Source organism: Martelella sp. NC20 (assembly GCF_013459645.1).
Classification (GTDB): domain Bacteria; phylum Pseudomonadota; class Alphaproteobacteria; order Rhizobiales; family Rhizobiaceae; genus Martelella.
The window spans coordinates 3,288,838-3,303,677 of record NZ_CP054861.1 but is presented as its reverse complement, the minus strand read 5'-3'; the positions used below and the strand labels follow the sequence as shown (position 1 = coordinate 3,303,677).

At 62.6% G+C, this 14,840-nt stretch carries 15 protein-coding genes and 1 tRNA gene; 12 read left to right on the top strand and 4 right to left on the bottom strand.

The features are described 5' to 3' along the window. Positions 1-4: 4 nt before the first annotated feature. The 3 genes from radC to HQ843_RS15670 all read left to right on the top strand — a co-directional run bounded on the left by radC (position 5) and on the right by HQ843_RS15670 (position 3,202). On the top strand, positions 5-802 hold the full coding sequence (gene radC / locus HQ843_RS15680) for a RadC family protein (RefSeq protein ID WP_180897445.1): 798 nt from the start codon (positions 5-7) through the stop codon (positions 800-802). A gap of 183 nt (positions 803-985) precedes the next feature. Continuing rightward, positions 986-2,398: a Si-specific NAD(P)(+) transhydrogenase gene (gene sthA / locus HQ843_RS15675; protein WP_180897446.1), complete on the top strand. Its 1,413-nt coding sequence runs from the start codon at positions 986-988 to the stop codon at positions 2,396-2,398. A gap of 3 nt (positions 2,399-2,401) precedes the next feature. Continuing rightward, positions 2,402-3,202 carry an aminoglycoside phosphotransferase family protein gene (locus HQ843_RS15670; protein ID WP_180897447.1) on the top strand — a complete coding sequence of 267 codons (801 nt, stop codon included), beginning with the start codon at positions 2,402-2,404 and terminating at the stop codon, positions 3,200-3,202. 298 nt (positions 3,203-3,500) lie between these two features. Here the strand turns inward: HQ843_RS15670 and tig are convergent, their stop codons facing one another. Both tig and HQ843_RS15660 read right to left on the bottom strand, forming a co-directional pair. Beyond that, positions 3,501-5,084: a trigger factor gene (gene tig / locus HQ843_RS15665; RefSeq protein ID WP_246710120.1), complete on the bottom strand. Its 1,584-nt coding sequence runs from the start codon at positions 5,082-5,084 to the stop codon at positions 3,501-3,503. Positions 5,085-5,280: 196 nt separating this feature from the next. Beyond that, positions 5,281-5,356 (bottom strand) — tRNA-Thr (locus HQ843_RS15660). A gap of 165 nt (positions 5,357-5,521) precedes the next feature. Here HQ843_RS15660 and HQ843_RS15655 point away from each other — a divergent pair. Beyond that, positions 5,522-6,295 carry an NAD kinase gene (locus tag HQ843_RS15655; RefSeq protein ID WP_180897449.1) on the top strand — a complete coding sequence of 258 codons (774 nt, stop codon included), beginning with the start codon at positions 5,522-5,524 and terminating at the stop codon, positions 6,293-6,295. A 29-nt stretch (positions 6,296-6,324) separates the two neighbouring features. Here the strand turns inward: HQ843_RS15655 and HQ843_RS15650 are convergent, their stop codons facing one another. Further along, positions 6,325-6,918 carry an NUDIX domain-containing protein gene (locus tag HQ843_RS15650; protein WP_180897450.1) on the bottom strand — a complete coding sequence of 198 codons (594 nt, stop codon included), beginning with the start codon at positions 6,916-6,918 and terminating at the stop codon, positions 6,325-6,327. A gap of 111 nt (positions 6,919-7,029) precedes the next feature. Here HQ843_RS15650 and HQ843_RS15645 point away from each other — a divergent pair, with 111 nt between their 5' ends. Further along, positions 7,030-7,902, top strand: coding sequence for a 23S rRNA (adenine(2030)-N(6))-methyltransferase RlmJ (locus HQ843_RS15645; RefSeq protein WP_180897451.1), 873 nt, complete (start codon positions 7,030-7,032; stop codon positions 7,900-7,902). Further along, positions 7,899-8,501 carry a glutathione S-transferase gene (locus tag HQ843_RS15640; protein ID WP_180897452.1) on the top strand — a complete coding sequence of 201 codons (603 nt, stop codon included), beginning with the start codon at positions 7,899-7,901 and terminating at the stop codon, positions 8,499-8,501. Before HQ843_RS15645 ends, HQ843_RS15640 begins: the two co-directional genes overlap by 4 nt. 303 nt (positions 8,502-8,804) lie before the next feature. Here the strand turns inward: HQ843_RS15640 and HQ843_RS15635 are convergent, their stop codons facing one another. Next, positions 8,805-9,449: an outer membrane protein gene (locus HQ843_RS15635; RefSeq protein ID WP_180897453.1), complete on the bottom strand. Its 645-nt coding sequence runs from the start codon at positions 9,447-9,449 to the stop codon at positions 8,805-8,807. Positions 9,450-9,750: 301 nt separating this feature from the next. Here HQ843_RS15635 and HQ843_RS15630 point away from each other — a divergent pair, with 301 nt between their 5' ends. From HQ843_RS15630 to HQ843_RS15605, 6 genes are all read left to right on the top strand, one after another. Beyond that, positions 9,751-10,521 (top strand): SDR family oxidoreductase, encoded by a 771-nt coding sequence (locus tag HQ843_RS15630; RefSeq protein ID WP_180897454.1) that lies wholly within the window; start codon positions 9,751-9,753, stop codon positions 10,519-10,521. Further along, the gene (uvrC, locus tag HQ843_RS15625; RefSeq protein ID WP_180897455.1) at positions 10,518-12,554 is read left to right on the top strand and encodes an excinuclease ABC subunit UvrC; all 2,037 of its coding nucleotides are present in this window, start codon (positions 10,518-10,520) and stop codon (positions 12,552-12,554) included. The genes HQ843_RS15630 and uvrC overlap by 4 nt, the downstream gene beginning before the upstream one ends. Positions 12,555-12,682: 128 nt before the next feature. Continuing rightward, entirely contained in the window at positions 12,683-13,279 is a 597-nt protein-coding gene (gene pgsA / locus HQ843_RS15620) for a CDP-diacylglycerol--glycerol-3-phosphate 3-phosphatidyltransferase (RefSeq protein ID WP_180897456.1), read from the top strand. Next, positions 13,276-13,530, top strand: coding sequence for a molybdopterin converting factor subunit 1 (moaD, locus tag HQ843_RS15615; RefSeq protein ID WP_180897457.1), 255 nt, complete (start codon positions 13,276-13,278; stop codon positions 13,528-13,530). The genes pgsA and moaD overlap by 4 nt, the downstream gene beginning before the upstream one ends. 3 nt (positions 13,531-13,533) lie before the next feature. Further along, complete coding sequence (locus HQ843_RS15610; RefSeq protein WP_180897458.1) at positions 13,534-13,995, top strand: molybdenum cofactor biosynthesis protein MoaE; 462 nt, start codon at positions 13,534-13,536, stop codon at positions 13,993-13,995. A gap of 116 nt (positions 13,996-14,111) precedes the next feature. After that, complete coding sequence (locus HQ843_RS15605) at positions 14,112-14,819, top strand: DJ-1/PfpI family protein (RefSeq protein ID WP_180897459.1); 708 nt, start codon at positions 14,112-14,114, stop codon at positions 14,817-14,819. Positions 14,820-14,840: the final 21 nt, after the last annotated feature.

Genomic DNA, 14,840 nt, shown 5'->3' with positions numbered 1-14,840 from the left:
CCGCATGACAAAACCGCCCGCCAAAGGCAAGCCTGCCGGTCTCGAAGAAGACGGACCCGACGAGCGGGCGTTCTTCGCCGACCAGCCGCCCGAGCGGCCGTTCCGGGGCGGCGATATCCGTGACAAGACCCCAAGCCATGTCCATGGCCACCGCGACCGGCTGCGGGCCCGGTTCAAGGAGAGCGGCGCCAATGCGCTTGCGGATTACGAAATCCTCGAATTGCTGCTGTTTCGCCTGATCCCGCGCCGCGACACCAAGCCGATCGCCAAGGCGCTGATCGAGCGGTTCGGCTCGCTGGGCGGTGTTTTCGGCGCGCCTTCGGAACTGTTGCAGGAGGTCTCCGGCATCGGCGAGACCGTCGCCTTCGACCTCAAGCTGATGTCGGCACTTGCCCAGCGCAGCCTGAAAAGTTCGCTGAAGGACCGCCCGATCCTCGGTTCATGGTCGTCGGTCATCGATTATTGCAACGCCGCCATGGCGCACGAGACCCGCGAGCAGTTCCGTCTCCTGTTCCTCGACAAGCGCAACAAGCTGATCGCCGACGAAATCCAGGGGATCGGCACGATCGACCATACGCCGGTCTATCCCCGGGAGGTGATCAAGCGGGCACTGGAACTGTCGGCGACCGCGATCATACTTGTCCACAACCACCCGTCCGGCGACCCGACCCCCTCGCGCGCGGATATCGACATGACCCACATGATCATCAACAGCGCCAAGCCGCTCGGCATCACGGTGCATGACCACATCATTATCGGCAAGGACGGCTATGTCAGCTTCAAGGGGCTGAAGCTGATCTGAGCCCATGGACTCCTTATGCAGCTTGTGGCTGTATGTAATGAAAACATCACGGAGCAGCATCATATTGCGGCGCGAAGACGAGCGCTGTTGCAGCGCGGAAGCATTTCACTTTGACGACGAAACACTCTAATCGTGCCTTCGGCACATCTCTTTGAATTTGAATAACCAAATCGGGGTGATTTTATGAATTCTTACGATCTGGTCGTGATTGGCAGCGGCCCGGCCGGCCGGCGCGCTGCGGTGCAGGCCGCCAAGCTTGGCAAGACGGCGCTGGTCATCGACAAGGGCTCGCAGGTGGGCGGGGTTTCCGTCCACACCGGTACAATCCCCTCCAAGACGATGCGCGAAACCGTGCTGAACCTCACCGGCTGGCGCGAGCGCGGCTTCTACGGACGCTCCTACCGGGTCAAGCAGAAGATCACCGCCGACGACCTGCGCGCCCGCCTGATCAAGACGCTGGATTACGAGATCGACGTACTGGAATGGCAGTTCGAGCGCAACCGCGTCGAGCAGGTGCGCGGCTTTGCCCATTTCGTCGATGCCAATACGATCGAGATCGAGAAGGACAGCGGCGAAATCCAGCGGGTTCACGCCGAGGCAGTGCTGATCTCGGTCGGCACAAGGCCCTATCGGCCGCCACACGTTCCCTTCGACGGCCAGACGGTGATGGACAGCGACGAGCTGCTCAACATCAAGGCGATCCCGCGCTCGATGATCGTCGTCGGCGCCGGCGTGATCGGGATTGAATATGCCACCATCTTTTCGGCGCTCGATACCCAGGTGATCGTGGTCGAGCCGCGCGACAGCATGCTGGATTTCATCGACCGCGAGATCCGCGACAATTTCGCGGCGCAACTGCGCGATCGCAACGTCAAGCTGCTGTTCGGGGCGGGCGCGGACAAGGTCGAGAAGATCGCCGACGGCAAGGCGCGCGTCACCCTTTCCAACGGCCGGGTGCTGATGGCCGAATCGGTGCTGTTTGCGGCGGGCCGACAGGGCGCCACCGACACGCTGAACCTCCAGTCCGTGGGCCTTGAGGCCGATCATCGCGGCCGTATCAAGGTCGATCCGATCACCTTCCAGACCAACGTGCCGCATATCTATGCCGCCGGCGATGTGATCGGGTTTCCGGCCCTTGCCTCGACCTCGATGGAACAGGGCCGCATCGCCGCCCGCCACGCCGTGGGCGCGGAGGCCGAGGAGCCGCCGCAATTCTTCCCCTACGGCATCTATGCCGTGCCGGAAATGTCGACCTGCGGCATGACCGAGGAGGAAATCCAGGAACGCGGCATCGCCTATGAATGCGGGATCGCGTTCTTCCGGGAAACCTCGCGCGGCCACATCATGGGCCTTCAGAACGGCCTGCTGAAAATGATCTTCTCGATGAAGACCCACCGCCTGCTTGGGGTCCATATCGTCGGCGAGGGCGCAACCGAGCTGATCCATATCGGCCAGGCGGTGCTGAACCTCAAGGGCACGGTCGAGTATTTCGTCGAGAACACCTTCAACTACCCGACGCTCGCCGAAGCCTACAAGATCGCCGGCCTCGACGCTTCCAACAGGATTGCGATGCTGGAAGCCGCCGAGCAGGACTAGCCCGTGTTCGAGGCGCTGCTCGACGACTGGCGACTGACGCCGGACGGCGCGCCGATCGTGACCGCGACCGGTACGCTTCTGCCGGTGATCCGCGACGGCGCGCCCGCCATGCTGAAGCGGTTCAGTGACGACGAGGAGGAAGCCGGCGCGGCATTGCTGCGCTGGTGGGGCGGCGATGGCGCTGTCCGGCTTCTCGCGCAAAGCGGCGATACGATCCTGATGGAGCGGGCGACGGGCCCGGCCTCGCCGACCGCCATGGCGCTTGCGGGCGAGGATGACCGGGCCTGCCATATCCTGTGCCGGACAGCGTCACGGCTGCATGCGCGCCGCCCTGCCCCTTTGCCGGACCTTGTGCCGCTTGACGCGCGTTTCGCGGCCCTGAGGCGGACCCGCCACGCGGCGTTGTCCCATGCGGCCGAAATCGCCGGTCGGCTTCTGGCGGACCAGAGCGATCTCTGCCCGCTTCACGGCGACCTGCACCACGGCAACGTTCTTGATTTCGGCGAACGCGGCTTTCTCGCAATCGACCCGAAGGGCGTCTTCGGCGAGCGCGCCTTCGATTTCGCCAATATCTTCTGCAATCCTGATCTCGCCCACCCCGAACACCGGATCGCCCGCGACCCCGCCCGCTTCGCCCGACGCCTTGCCATGGTCGCGCAGCAGGCCCGGCTCGATCCCGAGCGGCTGCGCGCGTGGATCATCGCATGGTGCGGTCTTTCCGCGGCCTGGTTTCTCGAAGACGACAATCCGCTCGCGGAAATCCCGCTGGAGATCGGCGCGATCGCGCGCGCGACTGGCGCGTGAGGTCTTGCGCGAAAAACGCTCTCCCCGCCGGAGACAGGGCAATGGCGTCACCGCATAGCCCCCAGCTCTTCTCGCCCCGGAGGGGAGAGATGTCGCGACAGCGACAGTGAGGGGGGAGTCCGTCCCCTCGGACGCCCTCACGTTTGGAAATGCTGTTTCACCCTCACTGCCCCTTTCGGGGCATCTCTCCCGCAAGCGGGAGAGAGTATCGGGAGCAAGCCATGCCGGTAGCCACAAACGAAAAACGCCCGGCATCATCATGCCGGGCGTCCTGTTGCGATAAACGCAGGTTCTTGAATCAGGCCTCGTCGGCCTTCTTCTTCGGAGCGGCCTTCTTCTTCGGCGCGGGCTTCGCATCGTCGTCGGCATCAGCCTTGGCGGCAGCCTTCTTCGGTGCTGCCTTCTTGGCCGGAGCCTTCTTTTCGGCGGGCTTTTCAGCCTCGTCCTGAGCCGTATCATCTTCCGACTTGGCAGCGGCCTTCTTCGGCGCGGCCTTCTTCTTGGCGGCAGGCTTCGTCTCGTCCGTCTTGTCGGTCGAAAGCTCGTCCTCGTCCTCAGCCATCAGCTCCTCCTTGGAGACCGTGACATCCTTGACGTCGATGCCTTCGAGCAGATGGTCGACCACCTTTTCCTCGAAGATCGGCGCGCGCAGCGATGCCTGGGCGCCGGGGGTTTCGCGGAAGAACTTCAGGATTTCCTGCTCCTGACCGGGATACTGGCGCATCTGGTCGTAAAGCGCGCGCTGCATTTCCTCGTCGGAGACCTGAACGCCGGCCTTCTCGCCGATTTCGGAGAGCACGAGGCCGAGACGAACGCGGCGTTCGGCAAGCTTGCGGTATTCGCCGCGCGCTTCCTCTTCGGTGGTGTCCTCATCCTCGAACGACTTGCCCGAGCGCTCCAGATCGGCATTGACCTGACGCCAGATGTTTTCGAACTCGGCATCGACCAGCGACTGCGGGGCTTCGAAAGAATACTGTTCGTCGAGTTGGTCAAGGATCTGACGCTTGACCTTCTGACGCGTGAACTGGCTGTACTGGCCGACGATCTGCTCGCGCACGATTTCGCGCAGACGATCGGCCGATTCCAGACCCAGTTTTTCAGCCAGTTCGTCGTTGATCTCCAGCTTGCCGGCGGAGGCGACGTCCTTGACGGTGACCTCGAAGACGGCTTCCTTGCCGGCCAGATGTTCGGCCGGATAGTCTTCCGGGAACGTGACCTTGACCTGCTTTTCGTCATCGGCCTTGACGCCGACGAGCTGTTCCTCAAAACCGGGGATGAAGCGGTTGGAGCCAAGCACGAGCTGCGAATCGGTGTCGCTGCCGCCATCAAAGGCTTCGCCGTCGATCTTGCCGACATAGTCGATGGTGACGCGGTCGCCATCGGCGGCCTTGCCCTTCTTGGTCTCGTATTCGCGGGCGTTTTCGGCAACCGCCTTGACCTGGTCCTCGACTTCCTCATCGGAAATCTCGACAACCGGGCGCTCGACCTTGATGCCGTCGGTCGGCTGAAGCTCGAACTTCGGAAGCACTTCGTAGGTGACGGTGAATTCGAAATCGAGTTCGCCGTTCAGAACCTTGTTGGCTTCGGCCTCGTCCTCGGTCATGTCGATCTTCGGCTGGCCGGCGGCGCGTTCACCGCGCTCGGCGATCACCGACTGCGGCTTTTCCTGCAGCGTCTCGTTGACGATTTCCGCCATGATCGACTTGCCGTAGAGCTTCTTCAGATGCGACATCGGCACCTTGCCCGGGCGAAAGCCGTTGATGCGAACCTTGTCCTTGGCATCCGCCAGGCGTTCGTTCATGCGCGCCTTCAGATCATCCGCAGGAACTGTGATCTTGATTTCGCGCTTCAGCCCTTCGGCGAGCGTTTCGGTTACCTGCATATCCATACCTTCATTTCATGTCGGCTCGAAAGCCGTTGGGTTACATGCGCAAACGCGGCGTCATGGCCGGGCGCGACTTCTTGCAATATCCTTGGCATTTTGACAAGCTTTTCCGGGCCTGGGCAAAATGGCGCCAGGGCATCTACCTGGCGTAAGTGTCGATTTGACGACTTTCGCGGTATCCCTGAAAGCGACTTGGTGCCCCCGGCAGGATTCGAACCCGCGACCCTCTGATTACAAATCAGATGCTCTACCAACTGAGCTACAAGGGCATTGGGCATGCCAACTATCAGATTTGGCCCCGCTGTAAAACGAAAAAATCATCTATTTCGCCGCTATTTGGCTGATGCATGAAAGATCGGCGCCGCGAAGGGCTTGCAAATCGGGGCCCGCTCGGGTGATCTGGCCCCCGCGCGAAACCCGAACGGAAAAGCGATATGCCCAAACCCAGTCCCGCCCTCTGCTTTCTGTCTTCCGGCGCCGAAGATGCCGAAACCGCCTCAGTGGAACTCACCAGGCTCTACGGCAATGTCGCGCCGGAACAGGCGGATTTCATCGTGGCGCTCGGCGGCGACGGTTTCATGCTGCAGACGCTGCATGAATACATGAACTCCGACACCCCGGTCTACGGCATGAACCGCGGCTCCGTCGGCTTCCTGATGAACGAATATTCGACCGACGACCTGCTCGGCCGTCTGACAGTCGCCGATATGAACGAATTGCGCCCGCTGCGCATGACCACGCGCAATGCCGACGGGACGTCGTCGATCGCGCTTGCGATCAACGAGGTCTCGATGCTGCGCCAGTCCCACCAGGCCGCCAAGCTGCAGGTCAGCGTCGACGGAAGGGTGCGCCTGCCGGAGCTTGCCTGCGACGGCATTCTGGTCGCAACCCCCGCCGGCTCGACCGCCTACAACCTCTCCGTCCACGGCCCGATCATACCGCTGGAAGCACCGCTTCTGGCAATCACGCCGGTCAGTGCCTTCCGGCCGCGGCGCTGGCGCGGCGCGCTTCTGCCCAACACCGCCGTCGTCGATATCGAAGTGCTTGAACCGGAAAAGCGGCTGGTCAACGCGTTTGCCGACCATACCGAGGTCAAGCACGTGCTCCATGTCCGCATCGAGCAGGATCCGGCCGCCCGCGCGAAAGTGCTGTCCGACCCGAACCGCTCGTGGTCGGAACGCATACTGGCCGAGCAGTTTTCGGACTGAGCCACATGCCTTCGGCGGCAGGCGATAACCTAAAGCCCGAACACCGACCTGTTCATCGCCGCCCATTGCAGCATGATGATCGTCTTTGCGTCGCTGATATCGCCCGAGGTCACCATCGCCATCGCTTCGTCGAGGGTCAGCGTGACGATCTCGATATCCTCGTGCTCGTCGGAAAGCCCGCCGCCGTCATCGACCCGCATGCTGCTGTCGGCGACCGCCGCGAAGCAGTGGACGATTTCGGTGAGGATGCCGGGCGCGGAGATCATCGCGGTGACGGGAACGAGATCGCCGACCGCGTAGCCGGTTTCCTCGCGGGCCTCGCGGATCGCGGCCTCCTCAGGCGTTTCGCCGTCATCGATCAGGCCCGCGGCAAGCTCCAGCAGAAAGCCGTCGCGACCGCCCATCGCATAGACCGGAACGCGGAACTGCCGCACCAGCACGAACTTGCCGAGATCGCGATCATAGACCAGCACGCAGGCGGCCTCCGGGCGCTCGCACACCTCCCAGGAGCGCTCGCTCTCGCTGCCCTTGCTGTCGCGATAGCGGAAGACATATTCGACGATCCGGCTCCAACCCTCGAAAAGCGTGTTTTTCTCGAGAATTTTAACGCGATTCGTGGTCATGGAGGGTTCCTTGTCGAAAGCGAGCGGACGGATGCCGCTTGTAAAGCCGCGCTTGTAAAGCGATGCCGACAGTCATAATAACATCCGCGCCGAAGGCAATGCGAGGACGCGATGAATTACCGCCATATCTATCACGCCGGAAATTTCGCCGATGTTCTGAAACATGCCGTGCTCGCCAATGTCATCCGCTATTTCCAGCGCAAGGACGCCGCCTTCCGGATTCTCGATACCCATGCCGGCATCGGCCAGTACGACCTTTCGAGCGGAGAAGCCGAAAAGACCGGTGAATGGCGCGATGGCATCGGCCGGCTGCTTGCGGCCGACCTGCCGGGTGATGTCGCGGCCCTGCTTCAGCCCTATCTCGATTGCGTGCGCGCCCTCAATCCGGACGGCGGCGTGAAAACCTATCCCGGCTCGCCGCGCCTTGCCCGCATGCTGATGCGCAAGCAGGACCGGCTTTCGCTGATGGAACTGCACCCGGACGATTACGAGACGCTGCATGTCGCATTCGACGGCGATTATCAGGTCCGCGCGACCCATCTCGACGGCTGGCTCGCCCTTGCCGCCCACCTGCCGCCCAAGGAACGGCGCGGCATCGTTCTGGTCGATCCGCCGTTCGAGGAACCGGGCGAGTTCGACCGCCTCGCCGATGGGCTGGCAAAGGCCCATCGCCGTTTCGCGACCGGCACCTACCTGCTCTGGTATCCGATCAAGAACGGCGCGCCAGTCTCAGCCTTCCATCAGACGTTGAAGGATCTGGCGATCCCGAAAATCCTCTGTGCGGAACTTAGCGTGAGGAGCGATCGCGACACCGGTCTGGCGGGCTCCGGCCTGGTCGTCGTCAATCCTCCCTATACGCTGGCGCGCGAACTCGATATTCTGCTGCCCTATCTGAAGACCTGCCTGGCGCAGGACCGTTTCGCCCGCGCCAGCCGTTTCTGGATCGCCGGCGAGAGCGCTCATGAGAAAGAAGACGGCCGATGAAACTGTTTTATGCCCCCGCCTCGCCCTTCTCCACCAAGGTGGTGATGGCGGCCCATTATCTCCGCCTCGGGCTCGACGTCATGCCGACCGCGACGCCGGACAATCCGGCCGATCTCCTGGCGGCCAACCCGCTCGGCAAGATCCCGACCCTCGTCGCCGACAGCGGCGAAACCTATTACGACAGCCGCACCATCATGCATTATCTAAACGGCATCGCCGGAGACGATGCCCGGATCTATCCGCGCAGCCCGGAAAAGCGCGCGGCCGTGGAACGCACCGAGGCGCTCTGCGACGGCATCTGCGACGCCGCGATTCTGGTGATCTACGAGAAACGTTTCCGCACGCCGGAGACCTGGCATCAGCCTTGGGTCGACCGCCAGTGGGACAAGGTGCGCCGCGGTCTCGACCACCTCGACGCCCATCCGCCCGCATTCGGCAAGCGGCTCAATGCCGGCCATTTCGCGCTCGCCAGCCTGCTCGGCTATCTGATGCTGCGTTTTCCCGGCCAGTGGGAAGAGCACCGCGTCCGCCTTGCCAACTGGCCGGCGGCGTTCGAGGAGCGCTTTCCGGATTACGCCCGGCTGCGGCCGCAGGTATAGTCAGCGGTTCGCCCCGGCGCGGTCCGAACCAAAAAGGCCCGCCTCGCGGCGAGCCTCCAGAATGCTGACAAAGCCCTTCCCTATCTTTTCCGTCATGCCGGGCTTGACCCGGCATCCAGGGCCATACGTGGTGAATCTCAGGAAAAGTCTTTGAGCGCAAGGACTTGGCGCTTGCTGGATTCCGGCTCAAGGCCGGAATGACGGCAGAGCGGAGGCTACGCCCCGAGCGGGCACGAGCTTTGTCGACAAATTGAAGGCCCGCCTCGCGGCGAGCCTTCCCCTGCATCAAGCGTTGTCGGGTTCTCAGAAGTGAACGCCGAGACCGACCTTGACGGTGTTTTCCTGAAAGCCGCGATCATAGGTCGCGCCGTTCAGTTTGAAATCCTGCTTGCCGTAATCGGTGTAGCGATATTCGAGGCGGGCCGAGATGTTGTCCGTGATCATGGCTTCGGCACCGGCGCCGACCGTGTAGCCCCAGCCCATCTGCGTGTCCTTGTCGCCTGTCTGCTTGGCAACCAGCTTGGAACCGGCGAGACCGGCCGTGCCGTAAAGCAGAACCGGATCCATGGCGAAGCCGACGCGGCCGCGCAGCGAGCCGTTGACGCCCTGTTCCATCTTCACATTCGGGTTGACCACTTCACTCTGGTTCGAGGTGGCGAGATCGGCTTCGACGCCGTAGACGATCGAGCCGCTCTGCAGGTTGTAGCCGCCGAACAGCGTGCCGCCCCAGCCATCAGCGTTGAAATCGCCTTCGTTGAACGTACCCCAGTCCCAGTTGGCGGCGCCGCCGAGGTAGAAGCCGCTCCAGTTCGAAATCTTGGCCGGCGGCGCGTAGCTTACCGGGCTCGGTTCATAAGGGGCAGAGACGATGGCATCCGCGGCCTGTGCCGCGCCAGCGCCTATCAGTACCGCCATCGCGACGGCGGTCGTCGTTTTGAAATTCCGCATCTTGTCTCTCCTTTAACGTGCCCGCCGACTGTATTCTCGCGGACTGCACTTGAGAGAAGAAATAGGCGCGGATAATTATCTTTTCAATGCTACCAAAATTAACCTTATAACTATCGTTAACAGGATATTTATACACAGAAATAATAAAAACAATAAAGTTAATACATTATTTATATTCAAATCAATTTCGATCCCGTGCGGTCTTCATTTCCCCCGGGCCTCCAGGGTGCTACAAATTCCGTTTGGCCGTTGCTGCGGCAAGGCGATATAAGCTTCGCACCGCCGTTCGAAGGATGCATCAATGCAGCAAAAACCGCTCTCAAGAACCGTTCTCGTCACCGGCGGCGCGAAAAGACTTGGCCGCGCCATCGTCGAGGGCATGGCCAATTACGGCTTCAATGTGGCGATCCATGCCAATAGCAGTTTCAGGGAGGCGGAATCGCTGGCGCAATCGCTCGCCGACAGCGGCATCGAGGCCCGCGCCTTCCAGGCTGATCTCCTCGTCCCCGATCAGACGGGCCGCCTGATCGGCGCGGTCAACGATGCGATGGGGCCGGTCGCTATCCTGGTCAACAACGCCTCGCTTTTCAACGATGACGAGGCCGCCCGCTTCGATGCCGCGCAGTTCGACCGTCATTTCGCCATCCATGTGAAGGCGCCGCTGATACTGGCCGAGCATTTCGCGCGGCAGGCAGGCGGCGGGCGAACCGGCCTGATCGTCAACATGATCGACCAGCGGGTCTGGGCGCTCGGCCCCCGCTTCTTCACCTATACGCTCTCCAAGAGCACGCTCTGGACCGCGACCCAGACCATGGCGCAGGCGTTCGCGCCGAACATCCGCGTCAACGCGATCGGCCCCGGCCCGACGCTGAAAAACGTCCGCCAGAGCGACGAGGATTTTGAAAGCCAGGTCCGAGCCCTTATCTTAAGACGAGGACCGGCGCTTTCGGAATTTGCGGCAACGATTCGCTATCTATTCGAAACGCCTTCGATCACGGGCCAGATGATCGCGCTCGATGGCGGGCAGCACCTGGCCTGGGAAACACCGGATGCAGCGGGTATCAATGAATGACACGCAACGCGCCTGACGGCGGCATTGTTTATGACGACGAGGATGATGACGGCCTCCCCGAGGTCGCCGTGCCTTCGGCCGACGCGATCCAGTGGAATGACGCGGCGAGCGAGCAGCATGCGCTGAAGGGCGCCGAGCTGATCGCCGAATTCGTCAAGCGCCTGCCGAACGCGCCCGGCGTCTACCGCATGTTCAATGCCAATGGCGACGTGCTCTATGTCGGCAAGGCACGGTCGCTGAAAAAGCGCGTCACCAATTACGCGCAAGGGCGCGGCCACTCCAACCGCATCGCCCGCATGGTGTCGCAAACCGCCCATATGGAATTCGTCACCACCAGGACGGAAACCGAAGCATTGCTGCTTGAAGCCAACCTTATCAAAAGGTTGCGCCCACGTTTTAATGTTCTGCTGCGCGACGACAAATCCTTTCCCTACATCCTGATCACCGGCGACCACGAAGCGCCCGCGCTGTTCAAGCATCGCGGCGCCCGCGCCCGCAAGGGCGATTATTACGGGCCGTTCGCCTCCGCCGGCGCGGTCGGGCGCACCATCAACGCGATGCAGCGCGCCTTCCTGATCCGCTCCTGCACCGACAGCGTCTATGAAAGCCGGACGCGCCCCTGCCTGCTCCACCAGATCAAGCGCTGTTCGGCCCCTTGCACCGGTGAAATCTCGAAAGCGGGCTATGACGAACTGGTCGACGAGGCCCGCGCCTTTCTCTCCGGCAAGAGCAGGCAGGTCCATGCCGAGCTTGCCGAGGCGATGAACGCGGCGTCGGAAAACCTCGATTTCGAAAGCGCCGCGATCTATCGCGACCGGCTGTCCGCGCTTTCCCATGTGCTCGGCCATCAGGGCGTCAATCCGGCAGGCATCGAGGAAGCGGATGTGTTCGCGATCCACAATGAGGGCGGGCTCTGCTGCATCCAGGTGTTTTTCTACCGCACCGGCCAGAACTGGGGCAACCGCGCCTATTTCCCGAAAGCCGATCCGTCGCTGACCGGCGCCGAGATCCTGAACGCCTTCCTGGCGCAGTTCTACGACGACAAGCCGATCCCGAGGAATATATTCCTGTCCGAGGAAATCGAGGAACAGGCGCTGCTGGAACTGGCGCTGTCGGAACGGGCCGAACGCAAGATCCAGATCACCGTGCCGAAGCGCGGCGAAAAGCGCGAGGCGGTCGAGCACGGCCTTGCCAATGCCCGCGAGGCCCATGGCCGCAAGCTCGCCGAAACCGCGACGCAGTCGCGCCTGCTCGCCGGCTTTGCCGAAACCTTCGGCCTCCCCCACCCGCCGCGCCGGATCGAGGTTTATGACAACTCCCACATCATGGGCACGAATGCGGTCGGTGGCATGATCGTCGCCGGACCCGACGGGTTCGTGAAGGCGCAGTACCGCAAGTTCAACATCAAATCGACCGAGATCACGCCCGGCGACGATTTCGGCATGATGCGCGAGGTCATGACCCGCCGTTTTGCAAGGCTGATCAAGGAGCATGGCAGCCCCGACCGCAGCCCCGACCACAGCCCCGACCACAGCATTGCGCCGGACGGCGACATCGAAGCCCCCTTCCCCGCCTGGCCGGACGTGATCCTGATCGACGGCGGACAGGGGCAGATGTCGGCGGTGCGGGCGATCCTCGACGAGCTCGGAATAGCCGATGCGGTCACGGCGATCGGCATCGCCAAGGGTGCCGACCGCGAGGCCGGGCGCGAGCGCTTCTTCATGGCGGGACGGCCCGATTTCTCGCTGCCGCCGCGCGATCCGGTGCTCTATTTCATCCAGCGTCTGCGCGACGAGGCTCATCGCTTTGCGATCGGCTCCCACCGGGCGCGCCGCAAGAAGGAGATGGTCCGCAACCCGCTCGATGAAATCGCCGGGATCGGACCATCGCGCAAGCGCGCGCTGCTGCAGCATTTCGGCTCGGCCAAGGCGGTCTCGCGCGCGGGCCTTTCGGACCTTGCCGGCGTCGACGGGATTTCGGAGGCGATGGCGCGGCTGATCTACGGTCATTTTCACGAGGGCGGGCGCAAATAGCGGCCGTATCGCGTAAATTGTGAAAACCTGTCACAGGTTTAATGCCGCGCCGCATTGACCTCGGGCTTGCATTGGAAGCATTTTGCGGCTGGGCGCGACCTCCCCACGCAAGCAGATGGAATGACGCGATGGCATCGAAAGCTTACAACCTACCCAATCTCCTGACCTATGGCCGCATTCTGGCAGTGCCGCTGATCGTTCTCTGCTTCTTTCTGGAGGGAAAGCTCTCCAGCTCGGATTTCGCCCGCTGGGCGGCGCTGACGATCTTCGTGATCGCGTCGCTCACGGATTTCCTCGACGGCTATCTCGCGCGCGCCTGGAACCAGACCTCCAATATCGGCCGCATGCTCGACCCGATCGCCGACAAGCTGCTGGTCTCCACATGCCTGCTGCTGCTGGCCGCCGATGTCGAGCGCACGATTGCCGGCTGGACATTGTGGGCCGCGATCATCATCCTGTGCCGCGAAGTGCTGGTATCGGGCCTGCGCGAATATCTCGCCGGTCTCAAGGTCTCGGTTCCGGTCACCCGGATCGCCAAGTGGAAGACCGCGACGCAGATGGTGGCGATCGCCCTGCTGCTGGCAGGCCCCGCCGGCGACAAGGTCATCCCCTACACCACCAATCTCGGCATTGTGCTGTTGTGGGTCGCGGCCGCGCTGACGATGTATACCGGCTACGACTATTTTCGCGCCGGGATCAAGCATGTGGTGGAGGCGGAACGATGACCAAGCTTGTCTATTTCGCATGGGTGCGCGAGCGGATCGGCGCCGGCGAGGAGGAACTCGATATCCCCGCCGATGTCACGGACGTCGCGGGGCTGCTCGCCTTCCTCCAGACGCGCGGCGACAATTATGCCGCCGCCCTCGTCGAACCGGAGGTGATCCGGGTCGCGCTCGACAGGTTTCATGCCGAGCATGATGCGCCGATTGCCGGCGCGCGCGAGATCGCGCTGTTTCCGCCGATGACGGGAGGGTGAGCAATGCGGATCATCCCGAAAGTCAGAATACAGGCGGAAACATTTGATATTGCAGCAGAAATAAACGATCTCACCAGCAACCATACAGATATCGGCGCGACCGTGAGCTTCACCGGCCATTGCCGTGACGAAGGCGGCAGGCTCGAAGCGCTGGAGCTAGAGCATTATCCCGGCATGGCCGAGGCCGAGATTACCCGGATCGCAGATCAGGCGATCGAACGCTTCGGACTTCTCGGGCTGACGGCGATCCACCGTTTCGGGCGGATGCTGCCCGGCGATCCGATCGTGGTGGTGATCGCCGCCGCCAGCCATCGCCATGCCGCCTTCGACGGTGCATCCTTCGTGATGGACTTCCTGAAGACCGACGCGCCATTCTGGAAGAAGGAACACCTGAAGAATGGCGGAGCCGGCGCATGGGTAAACGCCCGCGAACAGGATGGGCAGGCCCGCGGGCGTTGGCAATAAAACGGTCACGATGTTGCGATAGAAGCGCGATTGCGGGGTTGCCCGGATTGCAAATAGCTCTATCCTCCGGATGACCCCTGTTTCAATCGATTTACCGCGCGACGAGGACCACCGCCATGACCGCCAGTGCCGCCTCTATAGATGTCGGCTTGATCATGTATCCGGGCCTGACCCAGCTCGATCTGTTCGGGCCCGCCGACGTCCTCAATCGCATGCCAGGCACCAATATCAAGTTTCTCTGGAAAAATCTCGATCCGGTGATCGTCGATCGCGGGCTTCGGGTGCTGCCCAACACCACATTCGGGCAGTGCCGGAGCCTCGATATCGTCTGCGTTCCCGGCGGGCCGGGCCAGATCGCGCTGATGGATGACGACGAGACGCTGAACTTCCTGCGCCGGATCGCGCCCGGCTGCCGGCTGGTCACCTCGGTGTGCACCGGCTCGCTGGTGCTCGGGGCGGCCGGCCTGCTGAAAGGCTACCGCGCCACCTCGCACTGGTCCTCGGTCGAGCAACTGGCGCTGTTCGGCGCCAAGCCGGTGCATGAGCGCGTCGTCGTCGACCGCAATCGCATCACCGGCGCGGGCGTCACCTCGGGCATCGATTTTGCCTTAAGGGTGGTCGAGGACATGACCGACAGGGCAACCGCCCAGCAGATCCAGCTTCAGATGGAATACGACCCCCAGCCGCCCTATCGCTGCGGCACGCCGAAGACCGCGCCGCCGGAGATCGTCGACGCCGTGCGCGCCCGCTTCCACATGTTCCAGTCCACCCGCCGTTCGGCCAGCGAACGCGCCGCCGAACGGCTAAGCACTCAAAAACAGTGAACTCTTGCTGTGGGGATAGCA